At 69.9% G+C, this 3241-nt stretch carries 1 protein-coding gene; it reads right to left on the reverse strand.

Annotated features, from left to right (window positions below; all coding sequences use genetic code 11):
• Positions 1-49: 49 nt before the first annotated feature.
• The gene (locus tag STRTUCAR8_RS34100; protein WP_006380791.1) at positions 50-3091 is read right to left on the reverse strand and encodes an SdrD B-like domain-containing protein; all 3042 of its coding nucleotides are present in this window, start codon (positions 3089-3091) and stop codon (positions 50-52) included.
• Positions 3092-3241 lie beyond the last annotated feature (150 nt).

The following is a 3241-nucleotide window of genomic DNA, read 5'->3' on the forward strand; positions in this document are numbered from 1 at the left end:
CCCGCGTCACCCTCCCGGGTGCGCGGCCGTCACCCCACTGGGCAGGGCGTCAGCACTTCTTGCCCTTGCAGGGCTCACCCCGCTCGTTGGCGATCTTCACGATCAGCCCTTCGGCGCCCGTGCCGTTCTCCAGCGTCAGCCGGTAGGGGCCGAAGACCGGGTTGTCCGGCAGGACGTAACCCTCGGGGACGTCCTTCTCCACGAGGTAGTACGCGCCGATCCGGTTGTCGTCGAAGGAGCACCTGCCCGTCCGGCCGGTGACACAGTCGCCGACCATCCAGTCCCTGCCCGCGCCCTGGTGCTGCAGGCCGGGCTTGCCGTTGCTGTCGAGCCACAGCTGGAAGACCGCGCCGTGCAACGGCTTGCCGGTCTTGCGGTCGGTCTTGACGACCGTCAGCGCCAGCTGCCCGACCAGGCCCGCGTCGAGGGTCAGGTCCTGGCGGTTGCCCGGGCCGAGGGTGACGGCCGGGGAGCAGCCGCTCGTGCGGTCGACGACCGAGTCGTCATCCGTCGCGCCCGCGTTCTGCCTGGTCCAGAGGTAGCCGCGCGGGCCGCGGAAGCAGACCTTGTAGCGTCCGTCGGGCAGTGCCGCGAACAGGTAGTGCCCGTTCGCGTCCGTCTTGGTGGTCCTGAGCACGTCGCCCGTGGCCGGGTCGACCAGCTCGACCGGGACGTCCTTCGCACCGGGCTCGCCCCGGTCCTGGATGCCGTCGCCGTTGATGTCGTACCAGACGAAGTCGCCCAGCCTGTCGACCGGACCGACCAGACCCGCGTCGATCCTGTGGTTGACGCTGCCGGGGTCACCGACGGCCACCTCGGTCCGGCCGTCCGCGTCGACGTTCGAGTCGAGCGCACGGTCGCGGCCGGCGCCCTTCTGGGTCCACTTCAGTTCCGCCAGGGTCGGGGAGCCGGGCAGTACCGACGGGTTGACGCCGCTGTAGTCGAAGGTGGCGCGATACGTCGTGTTCGGCGTCAGGCCGTCCTTCGTGCCCAGGTAGTACTCGCCGTTCGCGTCGGTCGTGGCGGTCAGGGCCGACCCGGTCTCCGTCGGGGTCAGGGTGACGAGGACGCCCGCGACGGGCGGTTCCGACGGGTCCTGGACGCCGTTGCCGTTCGAGTCGTACCAGACACGGTTGCCGATCTGGACGGGCGCCTGGTCGCAGACGAGTTCCAGGTCGGCGAGACCGTTCGCCTTGCCGAAGAGGTTCTGACGAAGGGCGAGGTCGTTGTTCCAGGTCGACGTGATGAGCAGATTGCCCTCGACGGCGCCGTTGTCCGTCTTCCAGCGGCGAACGCCCTGCTGGAAGGCGTCGAACGGGTCGTAGACCGTGCTCCACACCTTGTTCCGGTACGGCTGGAGCGCCGTGCCGCCCTCGCCGATCTGGTCGTGGACCGCGTCGGAGAGCGTGGTGGAGTCGTCGTAGAACTCGCCGCGGCCCGGTCCCTCGTCGTTGTTCGGCTTGTTGCCGGTCAGCGCGCCGCAGGAGCCGTTGTTCTCCAGCGTGTACGTCGTCCCGGACTTGCAGGCGCGCAGTACGTCACCGGCGGCGATGCCGGTGACCAGCGGTCGGGCCGTGCTGTTGTACGCGAACGTCGCGGTGCCCGTCATGTCGCCGAAGCGGTCGCGGTAGCCGAGCACCAGGTCGCCGTTGTCGGCGATCTCGATGTTGGCCAGGATGGGCTGCGGCGCGGAGATGAACGAGTGCGTCTCCGTGCCCGGGACGCGCTCGTTCCAGGCCTCCCACGCGCCGCTCATGACCTGGCCGACCGTGGAGGGCTTGGTGCAGCGGTAGGCCGTGTCCGGAAGACCGGTGAACCGGTAGGCGCAGCCGCGCGGGTAGTTCAGCGCGTGCGTGAAGATCTCGCTGAACGTGCCGTTGCTGAACTCGTAGACGTGTGCGCCGAGTTGCGCCGGGTCGCCCCACGGGACGTCTGTGGTGACGGTCGTCTCCGCGCCGCACACCCCGCCGACGAGCACACGCTTGCCGCGCACGCCGATGCCGTACGGATGCCACTGGCCGGTGCAGGCCCTGGGCTTCGGGATGTCGTACGCGGTCTGTGTGCCGGGCCTGACGGTCGCGCCGGAGCCCAGGATGGCCACGCTGTAGAGCTTGGAGTCGCTGAGGTTGACCGCGTACAGGGTCTTTCCGTCGCCGGAGACGTCGACGTCTCCGATGCCCTCGCGGCCGACCTTGCTGTAGACGGCGTTGTCGTGCAGCCAGTTGTCGGTGGTCTCGTGCGCGGTGAGGGCGCCGGGCAGGGTGACGAAGGTGTCGACGCTGGTGTTGGTGCCGAACTGGCGGTAGATCGTGTTGGTGGCGCCCGCCGGGCCGTAGGCCGTGTGCCGCTTGACCAGCGTGCCCATGTACTTGTTGCCGGTGCGGTCCACGCCGATACCGAACACCGCCTGCTGCTTGGTGTTGTCGGTCAGCTGGGTGACGGCCCCGCCGGGAGAGGTGTTCGTGAAGTCCCCGCCGAAGGAGACCAGGCCCTGGTAGGTGCCCGGGGCGTCGCCCTTGGTGAGGTTGCAGCTGACCAGGGTCGGGTTCTCCTGGCAGTAGACGCCGGGCTCCCAGAATCCGGTGGTGTACGTGACGTCCGTACCGCCGGAGACGTCGACGAAGCCGATGTTGCTGCGGATGACGTCGGCGCCCGTGCCCAGGCCGGCGACGGCGGGGGAGAGGTTGCCGGGGTCCGGGTTGGTGACCTGGACGCGGTACTTGCCGCCGGTGAGCTGGGGCGTGGGCGCGAAGGCGACGGTGCCGTCGGCCCCGGTCGTGAGATGCCGGACGCTGCCGGCGTCGTCCGTCAGGGTGACCCTGACACCGGCGAGGCCCGGCTCCAGGACGCTGTCGTACGCGCCGTCCGCGTCCACCTCGGTGACGACCCGTACGGTCACCGTGCCGTCGCCGGTAGCGGCCCGGGTGGTCGCGGCGAGCGGGCCGAGCCCGGTGGCCGCGACGGCCGGTGAACCGGTCGCGACGAGCGCGAGACTCAGGCCGGTCAGACCGGCCAGCCGTCTCCGCCGTCCGGGCGGACAGCCGTGCACGCGCCGGCGCGAGGCGGCGGTGCCTGGTTCTGCTCTGAACACTGTGTCCTCGTCTCGTGGAGCGAACACCCCCATCGAGCTATGTATGGGAACAGTGAAGAAGATCGAATCGGCCCGTTCGGAGGAATCGAAGGATTAGCTGACCGGCTGGCGGGGGCAGTGGGGGGCTGGGGGTGTGGCGGACGCGCGCGC

The organism is Streptomyces turgidiscabies Car8, assembly GCF_000331005.1.
GTDB lineage: Bacteria > Actinomycetota > Actinomycetes > Streptomycetales > Streptomycetaceae > Streptomyces > Streptomyces turgidiscabies.